At 42.6% G+C, this 19,752-nt stretch carries 24 protein-coding genes; 5 read left to right on the top strand and 19 right to left on the bottom strand.

Annotation, left to right across the window (positions count from 1 at the left end; genetic code table 11):
• Positions 1-72 precede the first annotated feature (72 nt).
• From ACFVAD_RS19560 to ACFVAD_RS19550, 3 genes are all read right to left on the bottom strand, one after another.
• Complete coding sequence (locus ACFVAD_RS19560) at positions 73-972, bottom strand: aminoglycoside phosphotransferase family protein (protein ID WP_386644024.1); 900 nt, start codon at positions 970-972, stop codon at positions 73-75.
• A gap of 105 nt (positions 973-1,077) precedes the next feature.
• On the bottom strand, positions 1,078-2,268 hold the full coding sequence (locus tag ACFVAD_RS19555; RefSeq protein ID WP_386644022.1) for an MFS transporter: 1,191 nt from the start codon (positions 2,266-2,268) through the stop codon (positions 1,078-1,080).
• A complete protein-coding gene (locus tag ACFVAD_RS19550; RefSeq protein ID WP_386644020.1) occupies positions 2,261-2,701 on the bottom strand; it encodes a MarR family winged helix-turn-helix transcriptional regulator in 441 nt (146 codons plus the stop codon). The genes ACFVAD_RS19555 and ACFVAD_RS19550 overlap by 8 nt, the downstream gene beginning before the upstream one ends.
• A 125-nt stretch (positions 2,702-2,826) precedes the next feature.
• Between ACFVAD_RS19550 and ACFVAD_RS19545 the strand changes: the two genes are divergently transcribed.
• The gene (locus tag ACFVAD_RS19545) at positions 2,827-3,132 is read left to right on the top strand and encodes a hypothetical protein (RefSeq protein ID WP_386644019.1); all 306 of its coding nucleotides are present in this window, start codon (positions 2,827-2,829) and stop codon (positions 3,130-3,132) included.
• A 46-nt stretch (positions 3,133-3,178) separates the two neighbouring features.
• Here the strand turns inward: ACFVAD_RS19545 and ACFVAD_RS19540 are convergent, their stop codons facing one another.
• The 4 genes from ACFVAD_RS19540 to ACFVAD_RS19525 all read right to left on the bottom strand — a co-directional run bounded on the left by ACFVAD_RS19540 (position 3,179) and on the right by ACFVAD_RS19525 (position 6,868).
• Entirely contained in the window at positions 3,179-4,018 is an 840-nt protein-coding gene (locus tag ACFVAD_RS19540; protein ID WP_386644017.1) for a nucleotidyltransferase domain-containing protein, read from the bottom strand.
• 9 nt (positions 4,019-4,027) lie between these two features.
• The gene (locus ACFVAD_RS19535; protein WP_386644014.1) at positions 4,028-4,348 is read right to left on the bottom strand and encodes a hypothetical protein; all 321 of its coding nucleotides are present in this window, start codon (positions 4,346-4,348) and stop codon (positions 4,028-4,030) included.
• A 15-nt stretch (positions 4,349-4,363) separates the two neighbouring features.
• A complete protein-coding gene (locus tag ACFVAD_RS19530; protein ID WP_386644012.1) occupies positions 4,364-5,614 on the bottom strand; it encodes an MFS transporter in 1,251 nt (416 codons plus the stop codon).
• A 93-nt stretch (positions 5,615-5,707) separates the two neighbouring features.
• Complete coding sequence (locus ACFVAD_RS19525; protein WP_386644009.1) at positions 5,708-6,868, bottom strand: GNAT family N-acetyltransferase; 1,161 nt, start codon at positions 6,866-6,868, stop codon at positions 5,708-5,710.
• 245 nt (positions 6,869-7,113) lie between these two features.
• Between ACFVAD_RS19525 and ACFVAD_RS19520 the strand changes: the two genes are divergently transcribed.
• On the top strand, positions 7,114-7,716 hold the full coding sequence (locus ACFVAD_RS19520) for a hypothetical protein (RefSeq protein ID WP_386644006.1): 603 nt from the start codon (positions 7,114-7,116) through the stop codon (positions 7,714-7,716).
• Between the two features lie 20 nt (positions 7,717-7,736).
• Here ACFVAD_RS19520 and ACFVAD_RS19515 read toward each other — a convergent pair whose 3' ends face one another.
• Positions 7,737-8,267 (bottom strand): GNAT family N-acetyltransferase, encoded by a 531-nt coding sequence (locus tag ACFVAD_RS19515; RefSeq protein WP_386644004.1) that lies wholly within the window; start codon positions 8,265-8,267, stop codon positions 7,737-7,739.
• A 175-nt stretch (positions 8,268-8,442) separates the two neighbouring features.
• On the opposite strand from ACFVAD_RS19515, the gene ACFVAD_RS19510 reads away from it, so the two are divergent.
• The gene (locus tag ACFVAD_RS19510; protein ID WP_386644001.1) at positions 8,443-9,153 is read left to right on the top strand and encodes a vanadium-dependent haloperoxidase; all 711 of its coding nucleotides are present in this window, start codon (positions 8,443-8,445) and stop codon (positions 9,151-9,153) included.
• A 279-nt stretch (positions 9,154-9,432) separates the two neighbouring features.
• Here the strand turns inward: ACFVAD_RS19510 and spoIIP are convergent, their stop codons facing one another.
• The 11 genes from spoIIP to ACFVAD_RS19455 all read right to left on the bottom strand — a co-directional run bounded on the left by spoIIP (position 9,433) and on the right by ACFVAD_RS19455 (position 17,461).
• Positions 9,433-10,620, bottom strand: a complete 1,188-nt coding sequence (spoIIP, locus tag ACFVAD_RS19505; protein WP_386643998.1) for a stage II sporulation protein P — start codon at positions 10,618-10,620, stop codon at positions 9,433-9,435.
• A 91-nt stretch (positions 10,621-10,711) separates the two neighbouring features.
• The gene (locus ACFVAD_RS19500) at positions 10,712-11,476 is read right to left on the bottom strand and encodes a DUF2268 domain-containing putative Zn-dependent protease (RefSeq protein ID WP_386643995.1); all 765 of its coding nucleotides are present in this window, start codon (positions 11,474-11,476) and stop codon (positions 10,712-10,714) included.
• Between the two features lie 6 nt (positions 11,477-11,482).
• Positions 11,483-11,725 (bottom strand): hypothetical protein, encoded by a 243-nt coding sequence (locus ACFVAD_RS19495; protein ID WP_386643993.1) that lies wholly within the window; start codon positions 11,723-11,725, stop codon positions 11,483-11,485.
• A 194-nt stretch (positions 11,726-11,919) separates the two neighbouring features.
• Positions 11,920-12,228 carry a BsuPI-related putative proteinase inhibitor gene (locus ACFVAD_RS19490; RefSeq protein ID WP_386643990.1) on the bottom strand — a complete coding sequence of 103 codons (309 nt, stop codon included), beginning with the start codon at positions 12,226-12,228 and terminating at the stop codon, positions 11,920-11,922.
• Positions 12,229-12,247: 19 nt separating this feature from the next.
• The gene (locus ACFVAD_RS19485; protein ID WP_386643987.1) at positions 12,248-12,433 is read right to left on the bottom strand and encodes a hypothetical protein; all 186 of its coding nucleotides are present in this window, start codon (positions 12,431-12,433) and stop codon (positions 12,248-12,250) included.
• 201 nt (positions 12,434-12,634) lie between these two features.
• The gene (locus ACFVAD_RS19480; RefSeq protein WP_386643984.1) at positions 12,635-13,144 is read right to left on the bottom strand and encodes an SRPBCC domain-containing protein; all 510 of its coding nucleotides are present in this window, start codon (positions 13,142-13,144) and stop codon (positions 12,635-12,637) included.
• Positions 13,145-13,229: 85 nt separating this feature from the next.
• Entirely contained in the window at positions 13,230-13,568 is a 339-nt protein-coding gene (locus tag ACFVAD_RS19475) for an ArsR/SmtB family transcription factor (RefSeq protein WP_386643981.1), read from the bottom strand.
• Positions 13,569-13,939: 371 nt separating this feature from the next.
• Positions 13,940-14,176: a DUF3977 family protein gene (locus ACFVAD_RS19470; RefSeq protein ID WP_386643978.1), complete on the bottom strand. Its 237-nt coding sequence runs from the start codon at positions 14,174-14,176 to the stop codon at positions 13,940-13,942.
• Between the two features lie 25 nt (positions 14,177-14,201).
• A complete protein-coding gene (locus ACFVAD_RS19465; protein WP_386644087.1) occupies positions 14,202-14,873 on the bottom strand; it encodes an HAD family hydrolase in 672 nt (223 codons plus the stop codon).
• A complete protein-coding gene (locus ACFVAD_RS19460; protein ID WP_386643975.1) occupies positions 14,867-15,571 on the bottom strand; it encodes a hypothetical protein in 705 nt (234 codons plus the stop codon). Before ACFVAD_RS19460 ends, ACFVAD_RS19465 begins: the two co-directional genes overlap by 7 nt.
• A gap of 180 nt (positions 15,572-15,751) precedes the next feature.
• A complete protein-coding gene (locus ACFVAD_RS19455; protein ID WP_386643972.1) occupies positions 15,752-17,461 on the bottom strand; it encodes an FAD-binding dehydrogenase in 1,710 nt (569 codons plus the stop codon).
• Positions 17,462-17,677: 216 nt separating this feature from the next.
• Here ACFVAD_RS19455 and ACFVAD_RS19450 point away from each other — a divergent pair, with 216 nt between their 5' ends.
• Together ACFVAD_RS19450 and ACFVAD_RS19445 are read left to right on the top strand one after the other, a co-directional pair.
• On the top strand, positions 17,678-18,610 hold the full coding sequence (locus ACFVAD_RS19450) for an ABC transporter ATP-binding protein (RefSeq protein ID WP_386643969.1): 933 nt from the start codon (positions 17,678-17,680) through the stop codon (positions 18,608-18,610).
• A gap of 1 nt (position 18,611) precedes the next feature.
• Entirely contained in the window at positions 18,612-19,733 is a 1,122-nt protein-coding gene (locus tag ACFVAD_RS19445) for an ABC transporter permease (RefSeq protein WP_386643966.1), read from the top strand.
• The last annotated feature ends 19 nt before the right edge of the window (positions 19,734-19,752 follow it).

The following is a 19,752-nucleotide window of genomic DNA, read 5'->3' as shown; positions in this document are numbered from 1 at the left end:
AATAAAATAATTTCCTCTTTTTGTTAAAAAAACGCTTCTCCAGTTAGAGAAAGCGCCAAATCTTTTTATTATTCAGTGTCTGTACCAATCCGGAATAATCTTTGTAAAGTTATCATGGTCGCTCAACACATCCATGGAATAACCATAAAGAACCTCATACTGTTCCGGACCCATTTTCCTGCCCCAGACAATGGCTGACACGACATGCATCGCACTGTATAAACTGTAAAGCTCCCAAAATTCCCGGGTCACCCCTCCATCTTCATGATATCCATCGACAACTCCTTTAGTAAAAGGGACACTCACACGCTTGGAGAAGAACCCAAGCTTTTGCAGATCATGGATTGGATCTCCCCAGTCCATTCTTTGAAAATCGATGATACCAGCAAACTCTTTATGATGTATGACAAGATTGGATGGATGGAAATCATCATGTTGGAAACGATTTGGCCGTTCCTTCATTAAATGTTCATTCTTTCGGATGTAGTTTTCAAGCAATCGCTTTAGCCTTTCATCTATATCTATCTTCTTAAGTTCTTCTATATATCTATCACTTTTTTTCTTTTTAAGGATATGCCATGGTTCATAGTCATATGGCGCCTCAAGTTCATGCAGCTTTTTCAATTCTCTGCCCGCCTGAAATCCGGCAATATACTGTTCTTTTTCCGTTAACCCTTTCATGGCAACTTCCCCATCTTCTCCCGGCAGGAAGGTGAGGATCATATATGCTTGATCAATTTCCTCCAACGTATTGAAAGCCACACCTGAAGGAACATAATTTGAATAGGCTGATAGCGCATGTATTGTATCGTATTCTTTTCTTCTATGTTTTACATCCTCAATCGGGAACAATCTTAAAAGGTATTTATTATCAATGATATACTTCTTGTCAGATGAAAAACCCTTATCGAGCTCCACAATGTTTTTTGCTTTTTTCAGATGCGTAATCTTTTCTTTTATTTGACTATCCATTGAAACCCCACCTTTTTTCTTAAATCTCGTGTTTCTATATTTTACCTCAAGCACGGGCATAAGGGTGAATTTCAAATTCAAAATAAAAACGGCAAACCAAAATGGTTATACCGTTTTGCTACTATTGTTAAATGAAGCCTTACGACCATGCATCATATTGTAGATCACCACTCCAAATAAAAGGATAAAGGAGCTGTAGAAATAAAAGGAATGCAAGCTGAACTGTACAACAACTACTCCAACAATAAATGAACCCATACCAATACCAAAATCAAAAATGGAAAGAAAGTTTGCCATCGCCATTCCCCTTTTTTCCGGTGCAGTGTTCTGAACAGAAATTGTTTGAAATGTTGGAAAAAGGGTGCCCCAGCCCAACCCAATAAGTGCAGCGGCCAGCAAGAAAACAAGCGTTGTCTCTGCCATGCTCAAAAGAAACATTCCTGCTGCGAATAGAATGATAGAAGGATAGACAATAATGTTCGGGCCATACAGATCCAGCCATCTTCCTGTAAAAGGCCTCGATAGAATCATCAGGAGGGCATATACAACGAAAAAGTAACTGGAAGCCTCCATGATTCCCAAATCCTTTGCGTATACAGGTACGAAGGAAAGTATGGAGGAATAGATGATAGCAAATAGCGCAGCGACAATGGAGATTGGTACTGCTGTTTTTTCAAGGATTGTCTGCTTTTTCCCTACTATTGCCGAAGATTGTTCTCGTCTCAGATCTTTCTCCGAATTTGAAAGGAAAAGAGTCATACCTATCGCCAGTAAACTACACGCAAATACAATCCCAAATAAAGCGTTTGATTCCCAGTGCTGGACAGCAGTCAATCCGAGAAAAGGCCCAGCCACAACCGCGATGTTCAAAGAAAGGGCATAATATCCCATCCCTTCTCCTTTCCGATTCTCCGGAATAATATTTGCAACGAATGCACCAGTTGCTGTCGTTGCAATACCAAAACCAAGACCATGGAGAATGCGAATAAACATCAACCCTCCAACTGTATCAGGAAACATATATAAACCGGAACACAATACAAATAGCAGCAATCCGATCAGAAGAACTGCCCTATTACCAAGCGAAATAGCCCATCGTCCTGCAAAGGGTCTAATCAAAATTGCGGCAATAAGGAAGACGGTAATCAGCAATCCCGCTGCAGACTCACTTCCTCCAAGTTCCTGGAGTGTAAAGACCGGCAAAGTGACAAGCAAATAGTAGAACGTCATAAACACTAAAAAGTTACATATCCAAATAGCGATAAAGTCTTTTGTCCATAATCTTTCTTTACTCATCCTCGGACACCACTCTATTTTTCAGCCAGTCGGAAATCAATTCCTCAAGCTTTTCCTGTGAATCCATAGGGAAATCACTGAGAAGCAATTGATTCTTTTCCATTACAGCCTTTTCCCATACCGGAAATTCCGCTTGCGCTTTTTCCGTCAGTTCAATAAACTTCATTCTTTTGTCCTTTCCTGGTACCTGTCTCACATACCCTTCTTTTACAAGCCTTTGAACATTTCTTGTAAGAGGAGGGGCTTCAACGGATAAATAGTCACATAATTCTTTTTGCGTTAAGCTCCCCTTCATTTTTAAAACATAGATAACAGACCATTGTGCGGAAAACAATCCGAATGGCTGTAGTGCTTTATTTGCTTCTTTCGTCAGAAATCGTGAAAGCTGATGAATTGAGTGGAATAATTTATGATTGGCTACGATAGTAAACACTCCCGCTTTAATAGTTACCTAGGTAATTATATCATATGGGGACAGGTTCCGTGTCCCATTTTGATATAATAAGGTGGGACACGGGACCTGTCCCCTAGTAGCATTTGATAAAGGAGTAATGACAGATGGATAAAAAAGAAGTCGAAAAGAGAATTATAGAAAACTACCAAAAAGAAGAAAACATGATGATCCTTGTGTTTGCACAGTGGTGCATCAACCATGACCTGGATCCTGCGGTACTTTATACGAAAGCCTACCCGAATCAAGGGAGTAATCCTGCTCTTTTACAGGCATTGGAACTGACCGTTTCAAAAGAAGAAGCCGGCGAGATCAGCAACGAAACGCTTTTAGGTGTGTTATCACTGTTTGGCAATGATGATCTGGCGTTTGTGGTGAGTGAAGAGATGGAGAGATTGAAAAAGATGAGTTAAACCAAAAGACGACATCCTGATTACTGGATGTCGCCTTATTTTTACACTATATCACCATTTTTATTAATCTCTCCAAATGCTCCCTTTGCTCCTCTATTCCCACTTTATCAGAAAGCTTTCTGTTCAGCCTGACGATTTCAGGATACATTTTCACGATCGTAGACAAGATGAGCTCCGGGTCACGTCCGCATTCCCAACAAGCAAGCAATGCCAATTGATCTTTGTTCAGTTTGCTTCGTTTCCCCTCCACCTTCGACCAGATTCCATATGCGCTATCAAGGTGCTGGTTCTTCTCCATGTACCATCCACTTGCCACAAGCCAGCGAACCATATCCAGGTTTGACATTGCATAATAAAGTTCGTCTCTCATCGCAGCTCGATAAGTTTCGTGAATATAAGCAACAACTTTCCCTCTCCAAAACTCCACTTCCTCCTTGGAAGGTTCATACTCCATTTTTGATGACTCTTCAAAAACACCGCTGATCAAGTTGTGGGGGTCATATAGAACCTTCAATCCTTTTAACCAGATGGAAGGGACTATTTCTTCGGGTGCATGATACCAACTGTCCACTTTTACAAAGCAGTCGTAATGGGTAACAACTACAGGGGACCTTGGATTGCTGTCCTCGAAGTAAAGTATATTACCCCATTTAGCTGACCTACTCCGTTTCTCTTCTATAAAATGATACTTTTTTTCTGGCTTCACAATCGTATGCAGATCAATATCCGAATAGGCGTCATAACTGCCTTTTGCAAGGGAACCACTCAGATAAATTGCCAATACATCCTTGTCGGAAGTTAGATCCTTCATTGCATTTTCCAACAGAACTTCCCTGTGAACCGCCAATAATAAATCTCTTTCCTTATGCTTAGTTGTTAATCCCACACATAGTTATCAACTCCTATTTTCTTCTTTCTTTTCTTCCATCGTTCCGTCATCAAAAAATCTTGCTTGGCAATGAGGACAAACATATGTGTAATTAAAATCATCATCTTTTTCGAAGCGAAGCGGCAATCGTTTACGGCAATTCGGACAGCGCCAAAAAACAAGACAGATTACTAAAAAGATCAGTAGTAGAATAATTCCTATTATCGTTCCTGTCGTACTGAGATGCGTGCGGCTCCATCGGCTAAGAGGAAGAAAAAAAGCGGAAGCAAAAAGGCAAATCAGCGCAACATCTCTATACCTGATGACATTTCTTACTTTTTTATACAACCCCCTACACCACCCCTATATTTTTCGTGACCAAATCACCACTGGAAGTAGTAAAAGTGCGAGAAATCCTCCAGCAAGTGAGAGTGTTGCATAACTCGAGTGAGCGACAACCATTCCTGAAAGTGCTCCTCCAGAAGCTCCGGACAAAGCAATCAGCACATCCACGGATCCTTGTGTCTTTGCCCTTGTTGATGGGGTGGTGGTATCGATGATAGTTGCAGTTCCGCTGATCAGGCCAAAGTTCCAACCCAGACCAAGCAGGGCAAGCGCGATGATGATTCCGATCAGGCTGCCTGGAGGTGCAAATGCAGCTACGATACCTGATAGAAGAAGTGTTACTCCCGCAGCTACGGTCATTGTAGTACGTCCCACCCTGTCCACTAATATACCTGTGACCAATGAGGGAAAATACATTGCGCCAACATGTATTCCTATCACAAGACCCACTGCGCTTAATCCGTGACCATGATGCCCCATATGTATGGGAGTCATGGTCATGATGGCAACCATCACCACCTGGGTCAGGATCATTACGGAAGCTCCGACTACAACTCCTTTTTTCGATGTTGAGAGAATACTTGTATCAGAGAAATTGTCGGTATTTCTTCTCTTCCATTCCTCCAACTTTTTTGAGATTAAAAATGGATCTGGTCGAAGAAAAGTAAGCAGAATAAGACCGGCAATCATGAAAGCTGCTGCAGCTAAAATAAACGGGCCTGCCAACGGAGGAATGCCAATGGAAGATGCGAAACCACCCATTACCCCTACCAAATTCGGTCCAGCCACGGCACCCAAGGTCGTAGAAACCAGTGCTATACTGACTGCTGTTGCTCTCTGTTTGGAATTTGCAAGATCCGTACCGGCATAACGAGCCTGAAGATTTGTAGCTGTCCCTGCCCCATAAATGAAGAATGAAGCAAAAAGTAGCGGGACATTACTTGTTATGGCTGCCAGTACGACTCCTATCGCACCAAGGCCTCCTGTTATGAAACCAGCTGCAAGACCAGAACGACGGCCGAATTTTTGAGAAAGTCTCCCTACTATTAGTGCCGAACCAGCCGAACCTAGTGTAAACAGTGCAACGGGAACTCCAGAAAAAGCATCCGTCCCCAACATATCCAGTGCCAGAAGCGCCCCCACAGTTATCCCTGCGGCAAGGCCCGCTCCTCCAAAGATCTGCGAAAGCACCACTATGAAGAGTGTTTTTCTATACAGACTCTCTAGCTTCTCTGGAGAACTTATATATGGATAAATTTCTTCATCCAATTCCCCCTCCAGGGCATTTGAATCGTCTATTTGTGGTGTGTTTAATATGATGTAAGCCGCCTTTCGGGGACATGTCCCATGTCCCACTTAAAATCAGAAAAAGTCATAAAAGAATGAAGGGCGATGTGGAACGAGACTTTCCAATTTCTCTATCTCCCCTAAACTTCCATCCAATAGTTCCAGCTGATACAATTCCATAGGGCGTTTGTATCCGAATAGAATGGTAGATAAAGCATTAATATCCAACTTAATAATAGAGATATCATCTATCAAATTTTTGTCACTAACTACTGTTACTTCTCCATTTTTCAAGGAAAAAGTTTTTTCATTCCAACTCGCATATGGATCCGATAGTTGAAGCACTACCGCTTTGTCACTCCACTGGAAAGCGTATTCTTTAAGAAATTTTTCCGCATCAACAATTCTCACCATAAAATATGGAGCAATCTCCGCCTTCACATTCGGTTCCTTGAGCGAGAATAGCAGTGGATCTTTTTCCTCCAGGGTCATTTCCACTTGCTCAAGCATCGAGTCGTGCTGGCAAATGAAATTCCACAGGCCCTTCCTTGCTTCAGAAGTCAGCGCGACAAATTCTTCGACCTTCATTTTGGAATCCTTGACAGAATAAAGAATATAACCAATCGCTTGCTGATTATCATTATAGTAGATTGCAGTAGATTCCCCGTCACATATGTTTTCCCACCATGAAAGTTCGCGGACGAGCATTCCTGAGAATCGAGTGGCAAATTGATTATAGATCTCGTTCAATTCTTGATAATGATGATTTTTAATCTCACGTTTAACGTTTCCAGGAACATGCTCCTGCATAACCAGATCCGTTTTGGAAAGTGTACATTTGACTCGATTCGTCAGAAGCTCCCAGCCATACTTCCTGTAGAAGGAAATTTTAAAAGGATGCAGCATGGACACAAGGTATCCCTCTTCCTTCATCTGCTCCAACGCTTGTTTCATTAGGTCTTTTACATAGCCTTTACGGCGGTACTCCGGATAGGTGGCAACCCCTGCAATGCCCCCCATTTTCCATTTCTGCTCACCTGTATGTACTTCCAAAGGAATAAGGTGAAGCTTTGCAGCAAGCTGCTCATCCTCAAAAATCCCAAGTATGGAATGCTTCTTCACCTGCTCCATCCGTTTCGGGATGTCCGCTTCCGGTACCTTATATTGAAATGCATATTCAGATAATGCGATTGCTTCCATGAAATGATTTTCCTTTAAGTGAACTATTTTATGCATAGTGATTTCCTCCTTATGTGCCCTAATCTCGCAAGCTATTTCTATTAAATAATTTTTCATTCTTCCCTCTAAAGTCAAAATATTTCTTTCAGAAAGTGGGTAAACTTTAATGAAATTATCTAAAGATTGGGGAGAATTCTATTAAAAAGCAACTATTCATTTTCATAACGCTTCTATTACTTTTCGTGCAATTAGAAAGCCCGTACATAACTCTTGCATCCAACCTAAACGATCCGAAAGAAAAGATGATCGGTTATATACCAGAAATCAACCTTACATTATATGCTCAGGAAAGAGATGGCGAACTAGTGGATTTCCGTCTGGATGTGAGTGGGGGGACAAAGTATTTCCCCTATTGGCGAAATGTAGCGAACGAAACATACGCTCCACAACTCTTTTACCATGATATTAATACGGACGGCAAAAAAGACTTAATCATCGTACTCACCCAAGGTTATGGAACAGGTATTTTAGAGCAAAACGTACATGTCCTTCACCAAACGCAAACCAATGTGGGAGAGACGTATAGAGAAATAATCGTAGATGATCCAAGGACGATCTTACTAAGAAATGTCAAAACCAAGTTGACCAATTCCGAAGCAATCATCACCATCCGTAATAGAAAAAAGACATATAACATTGAAAAAATCGCGACAGGACCTGAAGGCTTATTTGCAGATATTGTGACTGATAATTTGATAAGCTTTGATGTGATTGGCAACCAATTAACCGCGAAAATGGGAGCTCAGATCGGTCCAGGTAATTTTATCGGAAGTTTTTATATTACTTACGAATATAAAGATCACTTTTACCAAATGAAGGAAATCAAGTTTCGCTGGGGTGAGTAGGGACAGGTCCCTTGTCCCACTCACCCTTCAAAAAAGGCACGCGGATACTCCACTACTCCTGAAACCCCATCCAACGCGTTTTCCTTTAGTTCCAATGCCATAAACACTTCATCCGGTACTTCAAAAGGAGCTTTTATGCCCCATAGGGAAGCAGGCTTGAATCCGAATTTCGGGTAGTAGGCTGGATGACCTAACACAATGACCGACTGAAAACCGGATTCTTTCGCCACCTTCAAAGCCTCACTCATTAAACGCGTACCGACTCCCTTGTTCTGATATTCAGGAAGTACGGAAACAGGTGCTAGAGCCAAGGATTCCGTACTGTATTCTTCCTTTTTTATTTTCACTTTTGTCAAAAGGATATGACCTACTATCTCTTCGTCTTCTGCAACCAAGGACAATTCAGGTACGAATGCCTCGGATCTACGCAGCCTCGCCACCATGTCATGTTCAGTTTTATCGCTGACTTCCACGTTGGCAAAAGCTTTTTGGATAACTCTTTCCGTTGAGGGATAATCGCTTGGGATCTCCTGTCTTACCATAATATTCATATCGATTTTCTCCTTATGTAAACTAACAAACTATTATTCAAGTATATCTTTCGCCAAAAGCTTTCAGATTCCTCTATTTATCAGAACCGAAGGACCTGTCCCCTTGTTCAAATGACATATAAATCCGCTATCTTTCATAAAGAATTAGAAGTACATTCTGAAGGGGCTGAAGCGGATGCGTTCCAATTATAGAAAATGGTCGGAGTATCCTTATCAGGGCGAACAGGTTCCACCAAGAGGAGCACCAGAGTCGGGGTATTGGCCGATGTTTTTTTTCAGGAGGGAGAGCGCGAGCAGATTTATCGATCCCTTTGGCAGACAGATTCAATGGCAGATAAAAAATCCCCTTGATATCGATTGGCCAGCAGAACTTCAAATAGTAGAACAGACGATGAATACCATCACTCCACAGCAAATCCAGAGCGCACGGTACTGGGCAACAGGCGAATTCACTGCCAAGTACAGTAGGCTGATTTACGAGCTTGGCACGAAATATCCAAAAGGCTCACCGACCATCGCAAGGATGCAAGGGTTCTACCAGGCAGCGATGAATGACGTCTTCGTGATCTCCTGGTACCTGAAATATCTTTGGGACGTGGCACGCCCAAACCAATATGGCCGCAGCTTCCGCCCAGTCCTTGACACTCCGCGGTTCCCTGCCTACCCATCCGCCCATGCCGTGATAGCAGGGGCTTCGGAAGTCATCATCGGATATTTTTTCCCGCAGGAAGCAGTAAATCTTAAATCAATTGCTGAAGATGCTGCAATGTCCCGCCTCTATGCTGGGGTGCATTTTAAAGCTGACAATGACGAAGGCCTGCGACTAGGCCGGCAGATTGGTGGATATGTCGTGGAACTGATGAAAGGGCAGAATATTAATCTATGATTGGAAAAGGAGGAATCAGACAAAGAAGCAGAGTGACTTCACTTCTGCTTCTTTGTCTGTTAGGCTCAACCCAAACTTGTGGTCAGATTGGTCTCTGTATACTAAACTACCGCTCTTCCCTTTTAAACTCTTCAAAAATTGAAATCGATGTAAGGATCATACCCGCTATGAAAACAGCGATTGTTGCAAGCCAATGGAAGAAGGTCATAGAAATGAGGGTGGATGCAAATGTAAAGAAAAGCCAGCGGTAACTGTTTTTGATATTCCTCAGCTCCTCTTCTAAAATTGACCTGCATTCTTCTCTTCCCATACAAGCTTGCTGAATTCTTCCCCAAATACTTCTACCGCATTATTCAATTCCTCCAGATTGTTGTCCACTCCACCAACCTCCAATAAAAGGGAGCGCTCCGAAAGATCCTGATTATAAATGCCGTCCCCTTGCGATTTATTTTTTACCAATACCGCTCGGCAAAGACCAGGGTACTTTTCCTCGATTGCATAGTATAGCTTGTCTGCAAATTCCAAGTTTTTTTCAAAGTTTGCATGATCTTCTCCCACCACAAATAGCAATCTGGCATAATTTTTCCCAGAAATTTCTATCGTGGTTTCTTCCCTTCTAAACGAATCTCTATGGATATCAATCACATACCTAAGCTGTTTATTTGCGGACATTACCTCCTTCACCACTTCTCTTGAAAGCTGGTAAGAATTATAGTAATTCCAACCTCTAGCATGTAACTGCTCTGTTACATTGGAAGTGTTATGCTTTGACTTTACCCCTGCACCCATCAGAGAATTCTTTAGCATATTTCCAACTGCGATGATATTTGCACTCGAATTGTTGCTCGTAGCTTCATCTGGATCTGATACACCTTTTAGTAATGGTAAAAAGGACTCCCAGCTATGCGAATGATAGATATAAACCAATTCTTCCTCAAGCATTCTTTCAGGGGCGGGAGGAGTATTGATCTCATCTGCATCCAAGAGGGATTGTTCTGCAATTTCCCTCTCTTTTAAAAGTACTTCCATCGGGGCAGATGATTCATGAAGCAAATTGGTATAATCCGTCCCTTCACCTGCAATATGAATTTTATAATCATAAGCAAAAAAACCAGGAATCTCATTCCCCAAGAGACTTCTGACATCATTCGGTTTAATATTTGTCGCTAATTGAAAGAGCATGCTTCCTATAGGTATCTGTTTTACTTCCACATCATTCCCCACAAAATATTGGTTTTGAGTTTGTACAATCGCTAGAAAGAGATCCTCCACTTCAATGTCCTTCATCCAATTGGTTATAATTTCAGAAGACATTCTGTTGGAAAAGACCGTACTAATAGAAGAAATGATGATAAATGCAATAAGAATGGTAAGAAAGGTGCCATTAATATAAAAAACGACGATTTTCTTTGTGGCATGATTAGAACGATTAGTAGAGTTAATAGATACCCCCTCCTTCCATACCATATATATTCCAATTAAAATGGTATAGAAGTGGAAAATGAATTTCTCTATTTAACATTAGATATTATCTAAATCTCTCATAATATCCTTACTTTTACTCCCCTATCTCAACCTCACTACCCTCCAAAATCTTCTCCGTCTTCAACCTTGTCCATTCCTCCACAGACATTTCTGGATGGTTGCTGATGAATTCTTGCATAATATGATAGCCCAATCTGTAATGTGACCATTGCGGAATACCGAGCGGCGCATTACCGTTGTGGAGGATACTATAGTCTTTATGGTCATAGGAGGTTTGTTTTTCGTGGAGGAACCGCTTCACATTTTGGTCTTCTTCTTCATTTAAAGGTTCTATCCAACCGGCAGAGTAGTTCTCATAAACCAGGCTGGTAAATGCATCCGCCTTTCCCTCCATTATCAGGATATCAAGGAGCTGCGGTTTACGGATTCTGTAATCTGTCACATCCATGAAAACAAGATGATGGTACTCGTGTGCAAATAAAGTTTTTACGCTTTCTACTGTATATTCATCTGGATCGACCTGAAGGACCATTGCATTTTTTTTTGTAGCGAAACCTGCCGCGCCGTTCATGTAGGCCAAACTATTTTCCGGGTTACTTGGAATAATATAAATTTGGTAATCGCCACCCGGCAAAATCCGTACAGAATCATCGATTGCGTCTTTTATAGCCTGGGTAATCTTTTCGTGATCTTGATCTAGCTGTTGAATGGAAGTTTGGAGCTTCTCCATATTTCTTGGGGGATAAAAGTGGGGGTCATCAAGGGTGAAACCGTGGTTATAGCCGTATATAGCTGTACTAAGAGGGTTTACCGTGTATTTTAGAAAGCTCTCCTCCAAATTCCCCTAATTTGTTTTCTGATTATGGATAAAATCCAGATATCCTTGATAATAAGGGATGATCTGAAACTCCTGCCCATTTACATTATATGTAACAGTAGAACTACTCACTAGTTCCAAACTATCTATCTGATTTTCTATGTTTGTTTCTTTTGAACATGCTGCAGTAAGTAATAATAGAATGAAGAAGATAATTTTTTTCAAAATCCTGGCCCCTTTCAATCCTTTTTCATCATGCCCCTTCCCCACGATATTCTCCTTTTATTTATCATGAAATTAAATCATTTTCATCATTCTTGTTCAACCTAATCATCTTCACCAATAAACTCCTTACTTTGAATACCCCCATAACCGGAAGCTGAACTAAAGGTAATTTCATAATTGCCAGCTGGTATTTCACTTACTCGTAACCGGTATTGAATCTTCTCATTAGGTTCTAGTCCTTATATTCTCCCTTCAGTAGGGTTCCTATCTAGATCTAAATGTTCCCAATTTTTTTCACCGATTTCATTGTTTGACTGATCGGAAATAGAAAAGTTGTATTCCAACCATGTCGGAAACTCTAATGAAACTTGGCTTTTACCTATATTTGTTAGGCTGAAGGTGAACAGCACGGTTCCGTCACTGTGTCTACTTTCTTCAAGCTCAGCAAGGATTTTCGGTTGTTCATCATTCTTGCTTTGATTAAAAACTACAAATAAGTTCAGGCAGCTCACAAGAAGGGGGACTAGAATGAGAATTTTTCTTTTCAAAGTGCACCCCCTGTAGTCATTAAGGAACAAAATGATTATTATTGTTAGGAATATGATGCTTCTGTGTTTCGTCTTTAATTGCTTCAATACCTTCCTTCATTTTCTTATCATTCATGGACTTGTATCGATCCGTTCTTTTATCCATTAAATAGCCGAATAGTAAAAATGAGACGACAAAAAGAAATACAATTCCCCAAAACATCATGAATCTCCCCCTTTCTCATACTCTATTCTCCCCCCACCCATAAATTCCCTTTTTTTCAATAAAATTTAGTGGATCAATCAAGCACCAAATCATGCAGGGAAACTCGGATTAATCCAAGAATTCACTCATACATAAAAAAACCGAGTATAAAATCATGTTCGATTTTATACTCGGTTTCGTGGATATCACTTTTATAAATTTTTATCTTAAGGAGGTAACATGCTCTTCCAGACGATCCCAAGTTTCGGTTATTCCTTGTTCCATTCCCATATCAAGGACGGTTTTTAGTGCTTCTGGAGATGCATATACGGCACGGTTGATGAGCTTTGTTTTTCCTGCATTTTCTTCGAAGTATAAAATGGTTTGAGTAGAAGGCATTTCTTTCGATTCATTACCTTCTGCATCTGAGAAATAATCAATATACTCAATCTTTTCATCTTGGATGATATCTTGATATACCCCTTTGCCCCAAGATTCAAATCCGAAAAAATCACCTTGGTTTTCATCTACGCATTTCATGCAATAATGCCAGACGCCACCGACTTTAAAATCGAGGTTGCATACAGTAAGAACCCAACCACGCGGTCCCCACCATTGCTTTAAATGCTCTGCCTCCGAAAATGCTTTAAAGACCAAGTCTTTTGGAGCATTAAACTCCCTTTCAAGAACAAGTACGTTACCCTCTACTTTTGAGATCATTTTTGTGGCCATGTTTTTTCCTCCCTTAGATAAAATTATTAACTTTTTTCAGAAAATCAAAGCTGGTAGCAATCTCCACCTATTCTCCAATGATGTCTTATTCGGTCTTTTTGTCTTCAGAAATAGAATCCTTTCCTTGCATTTTTAGGAGATAGTCGTCAAGATTGTCAAACCTTTCATCCCAGATCTTGAGATAGGACTCCACCCAGGTGTTAAGTTCTTGGAAGGGTTCTGGCCGGAGCTTGTAAATTCTGCGGTTGGTTATTGGCTGCACTTCCACAATGCCGGCATCGCCGAGAACTTTGAGGTGTTTCGAGACTTGAGGCTGATTGAGTCCCAAATGTTCAGCAATCTCCCCCACGGATAGAGGGCCTAGGCGCAAAAGTTCAACAATAAGCATCCGCTTTGGTTCAGCTAACACATTAATTACTTTCATATTTACAATATACCCCATGAGGAATATTCCTGTCAACGAATATTGGGAAACTATTTATAATTCAGTCTCGAGTAAAGATTTTGCTGCTTATTTTGCACTCTAGGGCTTAAAATGTAAGAAGTACCGGCGTAACCAGGTGCTTTTTGAACTAAAAGATGCAAACAGAGAGTAAATTCTGGGCCATCCTTTGTTTTTCTTTATTTTATAGGGCTAACGGAAAGGCCCTACCATCGCATAAAGTGCTTTGCGGTGAAAAATCTGAATTTATGCATAAAAGACAACAATAGACATTTTTCGACACCCGCTATTCAAAATTCAAGGCGGAAAACCTTTTAGTTCTCCGCCCTTAAACTTGTTCATAACAGATTTACCTATCCACTTACCATCCCAATAACCACCTTTACTGCATTCCGGTCTTTTCGTGCCAGTTTCAACCCATCACTTGAGTCCAAAACAAATACCCTTCTCCCAATCCAGACCCTAATGTATACCGACTGTAACTTTATTGGACCTTTGATGCCTTTTTCCTCATATTCACTGCCATCCTCTAGCTCCGTTTCTGTCCTCAATAGCCATTTGTTTCCGATGCCGAATTCGATGTATTTCATTTTATTCCTCTCTTAAGTTACGTTTCTACTTCAAATTTATGGTAAAAGTCTTATTCACTACCTCCTTCAATTCAAAGAGATCATCAATCACCACATCCGCCTGCGCAAGCTCTTCTACTTTAGCAAAGTCAAAATTGCACCCTATCGCTGAAAGTCCATTAGCTTTGGCAGCGTTGATGTCTGTCAGCCTGTCACCAACAACAGCCCCAGAAGTGATGGAATACTTATTCACAATACCTTTTACCAACTCGCCTTTATCCAATGAATCAATTTGCTGAATGCTGAAGGTTTCCGTTACCCATGTGTCGAGATGGTAATAATCGACGATCGCTTTGAGATATTCGGTAAGCCCATTGCTCGCAATAAAGATGGAGAAGCCCGTTTCTTTCAGGATGGTTAATGCTTCCACTGTATTGGGATACAGGGCTCCTTGTCCTTTCCGAATGTTTTCTATCAGTCTTTCGTGAAAAATAGTATTGGCACTTTCTCTAAGCTCATTGGAGTGGAGCGGCATTAATGTTTCCCATACGATTTGTATCGGAACGCCCATGATTTCCCGGTATTTTTCAATCGGTGTTTCTGTGTCCCATTCCCCGATCTGCCTTAAGTGTTCAAATGTATCGTCCAATGACAGCTCCAATATTTTATCTGTCTGGAATAGGGTTCCGTCCATATCAAAAATGATTGCTTTCAAGATTCAATCTCTCCTAACATTTCATGAAGTAATTCTTTATAGTCTTCCTTTTGCCAAATTGTTACGGCACCTATTTCACCGTACTCCTTTATCAGCTTTTCGACAAGCTTATAACCAATATAATACGCAAGGCGTGTGTAGCCATATTTTGTTCCACCATTAATGGAAAACCATTCTCGGAATATATCTGTTGGAGACAATGTGTTCATGTCTTCTAGGAAACTACTCATAATTGCTGTCAAATTGCGTTGAACAAAGTCCAGCCACTCGAGATCTTCCTCAAAAGCAAAATATTCATCCTCTCTTGCATCCACCGCCTGTTTGGAAAAGTGGATCGCGCATCCCTCCTGCAGCAGCCAGGTGTAAGGACTATTCCAATCCACGCCGGCCCAATCCATCCCTTCCTGGTCCGAGAGCATATTATGTAAGGCATGACCAAATTCATGTGCAATAATACATTCCTGGTGCAATTCATTAGAGGAAAGCTTTTCTAAACAGAAAGCAATTTCCGGGATTATTTGGCGATAGGTAAAGGCATTTGATCCATAGATACCAACCAGGAGATGTACGTCTTTTATGAACTTGACATGAAACCTTTCCTCATATCGTGTGGCAATCTCTTGGATCAATCGTGGCATCGACTCACTCATCATCTTTAGATAGGGCAGTTTTTCCAGGTGCTTTGGGACTGCCACCTTCATTTTTTCTTGCACATTTTTGCAATGATACTTGAAATACTCTTCGAAATGTAGGGAATACTTCCTAAAATATTCATTAATGTATGCTTCAGTTGGTTCATAGTTTTTTAGAAACTCTCGTGATGTGTTGTGAATGATCAGTACAAGCTCCTCCCTTCCTTAAGACATGGATTCTAATTAAAATTACAGTGACACTCGGTCTGCATCATGAGTCACTTCGGAATTCTTACTTGCTGGGACAGAGGGACCTGTCCCTATGGCTCTTCCGGCTACTCTCCCCGAAAAGAGGCAGCCGCCAAGAAATGTGCCTTCCATTGCTCTGTAGCCGTGGACTCCGCCGCCGCCGAAGCCTGATACTTCGCCTCCGGCGTAGAGTCCCGGAACTACTTCTCCCGCTTGGTTCAATACTCTGCCTGACAGGTCTGTTTGGATGCCGCCGAGTGTTTTGCGGCTGACGATGTTGAGGCGGACGGCGATCAGCGGTCCGTTTTTCGAATCCAGCATTTTATGTGGGGGAGCCACTCGGATCAGTTTGTCACCGAGGTAGTTCCGTGCACCTCTTATTGCCGTTATTTGAAGGTCCTTAGTGAATTTGTTATCCATCTCCCTGTCGCGCGCTTTGATCTGTCTTTCAATTGTCGTAAAGTCCAGTAGATTTTCTCCGGTCAGTTTGTTCATCCCTTCCACCAGTTCTGACAAACTTTCCGCAACGATAAAATCTTCTCCTTTATCCATAAAAGCCTTTACCGGAGCAGGTGCTCCCGGCAGGACTCTGCTTAGCACCTTCTTGATGCTTTTCCCTGTCAGATCGGGATTCTGCTCCGAACCTGAGAGCGCAAATTCTTTTTCTATTATTTTCCGGGTCAAAATGAACCACGAGTAGTCATAGCCAGTCTTCTGAATCGCATCCAGTGTCCCTAACGTATCAAACCCCGGGAAGTTTGGTGCTGGGAGACGCTGTCCTTTTGCATCAAACCACATAGAGGATGGACCAGGCAGGATCCGGATGCCATGCTGACTCCAGACGGAATTCCAGTTTTTGATTCCCTCCGTGTAATGCCACATACGATCGCGGTTTACAACCCTGCCTCCTGCTTCTTCCGAAATAGCAAGCATTCGGCCATCCACATGCTCGGGCACCCCCGACAACATTCGTTTAGGAGCCTCTCCCAAACGTTTGGGCCAGTTTTTCCGAATAAGTTCATGGTTTCCTCCGATCCCGCCGCTCGAAACCAGAACAGCATTGCCCCGGTAGGAGAAACTATCGACAACTTCTCTTGAACTCTTTTCCCCTCGTGCAGCAGAACTAGGTACGAGAATGTCCCCTTCCACTCCGACTACCGCACCATTTTCCGTAATCAGCCGATTCACCCGATGACGCGGCCTGTATTCGACGAGCCCATTTTCCATGTGCTCTCTCACTCTTTTTTCGAATGGGGCAACAATCCCTGGGCCTGTTCCCCAAACAATATGAAAACGGGGTACCGAGTTGCCATGCCCTTCAGCGAGGTATCCTCCTCGCTCCGCCCAACCGACCACCGGAAAAAAGCGAACTCCCAGTTTGGTGAGCCACTCACGTTTTTCCCCTGCTGCAAAATCCACATATGCCTGTGCCCATTTCCCGGCCCAGTAATCCTCATCCTCCAAGCGGTCGAAACCGGCAGTCCCGAGCCAATCCTGCCATGCCAGCTCCTTTGAGTCCTTTATTCCCATTCGTCGCTGCTCGGGCGAATCCACCAGAAACAATCCTCCGAACGACCACCAGGCCTGTCCTCCGAGTGAAGCTTCCGGCTCCTGATCCAACAGCATCACCCTTTTACCCGCATCCGCTATCTCGGCTGTCGCAACAAGGCCCGCAAGCCCTGCGCCAATCACAATCGCATCCCACTCCATCTTCAATCCCCCTGACTACTCTTTTTACAAAAGATTCTGTTGTATCAATTCGACATCCAACGACATATACCTTTTTCCAACAAAACGCCTCCATTTGTAAAATTTGATTTTTTAGCCATAACGAAAAAATTGCTAAATATAATAGTAAATGTTAGGTCCTTTCATGGACCACCTATTGGCTAGCCTCATAGTTTCGTGGAAAGCGAGGAGAATCTCATGACCACCGTTTTAGAAGTAAAAGAGCTCAAGAAATCATTTGGAGCCATTCATGCAGTACAGGATATCAGTTTCAAGGTGAAAGCAGGTGAGGTGTTCACCATCATCGGGCCGAATGGAGCGGGAAAGACGACCACGTTGGAAATGATAGAGGGCCTGGTGACGCCTGATCATGGTCACATTCATTTTGGGGATTTGGATTGGAATAGAAATGCCAACGCCATCAAGATGATGATTGGGGTCCAACCGCAATCAAGCGCCATGTTCGATCTTTTGACGCCCGAGGAGAACCTTGAGCTTTTCGCTACCTTTTATGGAAAAGCACGTTCGACAGAGGATATCCTCGCCATGATCAATCTTACGGAGCACCGACGAAATCGAGTGAAGAATCTTTCGGGAGGTCAGCGGCAACGACTTGCCATCGGACTCGCGATGATCAGCGACCCCGAGATCATTTTCCTTGATGAACCAACAACGGGCCTTGATCCACAGGCACGCCGCAATATCTGGGATATCATCCTACAGTTGAAGTCACTCGGGAAAACGATCATTTTAACTACGCATTATATGGAAGAAGCGGAGAAGCTTAGTGACAGGGTCTGCATCGTGGACCAGGGGAGGATCGTAACACTCGATTCCCCTGCTGCACTCATTGAAAAGCTGACAGTAGAAAGAGAAGTGCGTTTATCCTTCCTTGACGGTGAAGAGGCTGCAGAAGAGGGGGCGATATTTGCCAAAGGTCTTTCATCCGTCTCGCGGACAGAGAGAGATGCGACCTCCCTAACTATCTGGACACCAAAACCCGAGGACACTCTCTATGACCTTTTTAAGTTTACAAAAGAACAAGAATATCAGATTGAGCAGGTCTCCATACGTGAAATGAGCCTGGAGGATGTTTTTATCGCATTTACCGGCAAGGAATGGAGGGATTAGCATGAACAATTTCAAACAGTTCAAGAAAATGTTTGCAGCTCAGTTGAAGTTGACCCTTAGAGAAAAGCAGGCGTGGTTCTGGGGGATCTTTTTCCCTGTCATCCTGATGGTCGTCTTCATGGTCATTTTCACCGGAGACTCTGATGATGAATTCAACTCCGAGGTGGCAATTGTAAATGAACAGCCGAACCCGACTTCGGAAATGGTCCTGAATCAGATCCATCAACTTTCTGTACTTGATGTGAAATCGGATGAACCTGTAAGCAGAGAGCAGGCGGAGGAATGGGTAAAAGAAAAGGAAGTAGATGCCGCCATTATCCTGCCGGAGTCACAGGAAGCTACCTCCATCACCCTGATTGTGAACAAGGAAAACGAACAAGGTGTAACAGCACAGGCTCTATCAGGCATCCTTGATAAGTTCATTCAGCAGGCAAATCTGTTTGCAGCCGGTGCCACCCCTACCTATGACATGAAGTTTGAAACCGTCACATCAGGGAACACGGAACTCAGCTATACAGACTTCCTTTTGACAGGGATGATTGCACTGGCCATAGCGCAAGGAGGCATGTTCGGCATGATCGATCTGGTGGAAATGCGCCGGAAAGGCTTGATCAAAAGGCTGCGGATGACGCCTGCCAATATGGAGATTTTCGGACTTAGCGATATGTCAATGCGTCTCCTTTTCAGTATTGTGCAAATCATCCTGCTTTCGGTAATCGGCGTATTTATTTTTGGTGCAAATCTATATATCAACTTCCTCAGCCTCATCGTCGTGTTCCTGATTGGTGCCCTGGCATTTAATGCATTGGGATATTTCTTTTCCTCCTTCAGTAAAACAACGGAAGCGTACATGGGGATGGCCAATATCGTCAACTTCCTCATGATGTTCCTGAGCGGTGTCTTCTTCCCGATCGAAACCATGCCAACTTGGCTGCAGCCCCTGTCCAACATCCTCCCGCTCACCCATTTTGCGGATGTGTTAAGGGAGAGCATGGCCTATCAGACCAGCATATTTACAGGTACACTCTGGCTTGGAATCGGAACATTGGTGCTTTGGGGGGTGGTTGCCTTTTCCATTGGATCCTTGTTGTATAAGAGAAAATCGATTGTAGCCACTAGATAAGAAAAAAGGTACTCCCTGC

It is taken from the genome of Sutcliffiella sp. NPDC057660 (assembly GCF_042800035.1).
Taxonomy (GTDB): Bacteria; Bacillota; Bacilli; order Bacillales; family Bacillaceae_I; genus Sutcliffiella_A.
This window is presented reverse-complemented; position numbering and strand designations above follow the sequence as displayed.

Excerpts from the sequence above, each read along its gene's own strand:
- ACFVAD_RS19560 (WP_386644024.1), bottom strand. The coding sequence starts at position 972 with ATGGATAGTCAAATAAAAGAAAAGATTACGCATCTGAAAAAAGCAAAA.
- ACFVAD_RS19555 (WP_386644022.1), bottom strand. The coding sequence starts at position 2,268 with ATGAGTAAAGAAAGATTATGGACAAAAGACTTTATCGCTATTTGGATA.
- ACFVAD_RS19545 (WP_386644019.1), top strand. The coding sequence starts at position 2,827 with ATGGATAAAAAAGAAGTCGAAAAGAGAATTATAGAAAACTACCAAAAA.
- ACFVAD_RS19525 (WP_386644009.1), bottom strand. The coding sequence starts at position 6,868 with ATGCATAAAATAGTTCACTTAAAGGAAAATCATTTCATGGAAGCAATC.
- ACFVAD_RS19520 (WP_386644006.1), top strand. The coding sequence starts at position 7,114 with ATGATCGGTTATATACCAGAAATCAACCTTACATTATATGCTCAGGAA.
- ACFVAD_RS19515 (WP_386644004.1), bottom strand. The coding sequence starts at position 8,267 with ATGAATATTATGGTAAGACAGGAGATCCCAAGCGATTATCCCTCAACG.
- ACFVAD_RS19510 (WP_386644001.1), top strand. The coding sequence starts at position 8,443 with ATGCGTTCCAATTATAGAAAATGGTCGGAGTATCCTTATCAGGGCGAA.
- spoIIP (WP_386643998.1), bottom strand. The coding sequence starts at position 10,620 with ATGGTATGGAAGGAGGGGGTATCTATTAACTCTACTAATCGTTCTAAT.
- ACFVAD_RS19485 (WP_386643987.1), bottom strand. The coding sequence starts at position 12,433 with ATGATGTTTTGGGGAATTGTATTTCTTTTTGTCGTCTCATTTTTACTA.
- ACFVAD_RS19480 (WP_386643984.1), bottom strand. The coding sequence starts at position 13,144 with ATGGCCACAAAAATGATCTCAAAAGTAGAGGGTAACGTACTTGTTCTT.
- ACFVAD_RS19475 (WP_386643981.1), bottom strand. The coding sequence starts at position 13,568 with ATGAAAGTAATTAATGTGTTAGCTGAACCAAAGCGGATGCTTATTGTT.
- ACFVAD_RS19470 (WP_386643978.1), bottom strand. The coding sequence starts at position 14,176 with ATGAAATACATCGAATTCGGCATCGGAAACAAATGGCTATTGAGGACA.
- ACFVAD_RS19460 (WP_386643975.1), bottom strand. The coding sequence starts at position 15,571 with ATGAAGGTGGCAGTCCCAAAGCACCTGGAAAAACTGCCCTATCTAAAG.
- ACFVAD_RS19455 (WP_386643972.1), bottom strand. The coding sequence starts at position 17,461 with ATGGAGTGGGATGCGATTGTGATTGGCGCAGGGCTTGCGGGCCTTGTT.
- ACFVAD_RS19450 (WP_386643969.1), top strand. The coding sequence starts at position 17,678 with ATGACCACCGTTTTAGAAGTAAAAGAGCTCAAGAAATCATTTGGAGCC.
- ACFVAD_RS19445 (WP_386643966.1), top strand. The coding sequence starts at position 18,612 with ATGAACAATTTCAAACAGTTCAAGAAAATGTTTGCAGCTCAGTTGAAG.